This window comes from Coprococcus sp. OM06-34AC, from assembly GCF_003462545.1.
In the GTDB taxonomy this organism is placed as follows: Bacteria; Bacillota; Clostridia; order Lachnospirales; family Lachnospiraceae; genus Coprococcus; species Coprococcus aceti.
In genome coordinates this window covers 1-1,112 of sequence record NZ_QTZF01000020.1, presented here as the reverse complement: position 1 = coordinate 1,112, position 1,112 = coordinate 1, and the positions used below count along the sequence as shown (strand labels likewise).

Sequence of the window (1,112 nt, the reverse complement as noted above, 5' to 3'; positions counted from 1 at the left end):
GATATAATGGATTGGTAGAAAGTAAAAAAGGACGACCAACAAAGGAACCGAGAATGAAAAAATCAACAAATCCATTACCTTTAACAGAATCGGAACGAGAAGAACTGATACGCTTGAGAACTGAAAATGAATATATCAAAGCCGAGAATGAAGTAATAAAAAAACGGATCGCCTTGAGGCAAGGAAAATGGGTTGCGCAACTCAAGGCGAAAAAGCAGCAATCATCAAAGAACTCAGAGAAAAAGGATATCAACTAAAGTATCTCCTAAAAGCAATGCATATGGCTAAATCTACTTACTATTTTGAGATTAACAGAAACGATATTGTTGCCGAACGCAATCAAGAAGTACTAGAAGAAATAAAAAATATTTTTGAGGAGAACAAACGCAGATATGGCGTAAGAAGGGTTCACCAGGAACTTATTAATCGCGGGTATCAGGTGAACCATAAGAGAGTTCAGCGTCTTATGCATGAATCAGGATTAGCCGGCAAACGACCAAAGGAGAAATATCATTCCTATAAGGGACAAGTTGGTAAGATTGCTGATAATATAATAGGCAGAGATTTCAGCACAACTTCGCCTTTACAAAAATGGACCACAGATGTGTCTCAATTCAATTTTTCATGGGGAAAGTGTTATATATCGCCAGTGTTAGATATGAATACAAACGAAATCATTTCATATGATTTATCTAGGACTCCTAATCTTGGCCAGATAGAAAGAATGCTAAATAAAGCTTTTGAAAAATTTCCTTCTGTCGAAGGATTAATATTTCATTCTGATCAGGGGTGGCAGTATCAGCATGTCAATTTTAGAAATGCCTTACAAGAACATGGCATTGTACAATCCATGTCACGGAAAGGTAATTGCTATGACAATTGTATTATGGAGACATTCTTTGGAAGATTGAAAAATGAGATGTATTATGGTTATGAGAAAGACTATTCTTCCTTCGAAGAATTCTCACAAGCGGTTGAAGAATATATAGATTATTATAATAACAAAAGAATTCAGGCAAAAACAAAATGGATGCCACCTGTACAATACAGGATAGCATCCATGTGTTCAGCCTAGTTCATAAATATGTGTCCAGGATTCTGGGTACATATCA

1 protein-coding gene and 1 pseudogene are annotated in these 1,112 nt (G+C 35.9%); both read left to right on the top strand.

Translation table 11 applies throughout. The features are described 5' to 3' along the window. A pseudogene (locus DXB91_RS14290) lies at positions 1-257 on the top strand (helix-turn-helix domain-containing protein); the annotation flags it as partial. Next, positions 188-1,075, top strand: a complete 888-nt coding sequence (locus tag DXB91_RS13995) for an IS3 family transposase (RefSeq protein ID WP_082418098.1) — start codon at positions 188-190, stop codon at positions 1,073-1,075. The pseudogene DXB91_RS14290 and the gene DXB91_RS13995, both read left to right, overlap by 70 nt. Positions 1,076-1,112 lie beyond the last annotated feature (37 nt).

Excerpts from the sequence above, each read along its gene's own strand:
- DXB91_RS13995 (WP_082418098.1), top strand. The coding sequence starts at position 188 with ATGGGTTGCGCAACTCAAGGCGAAAAAGCAGCAATCATCAAAGAACTC.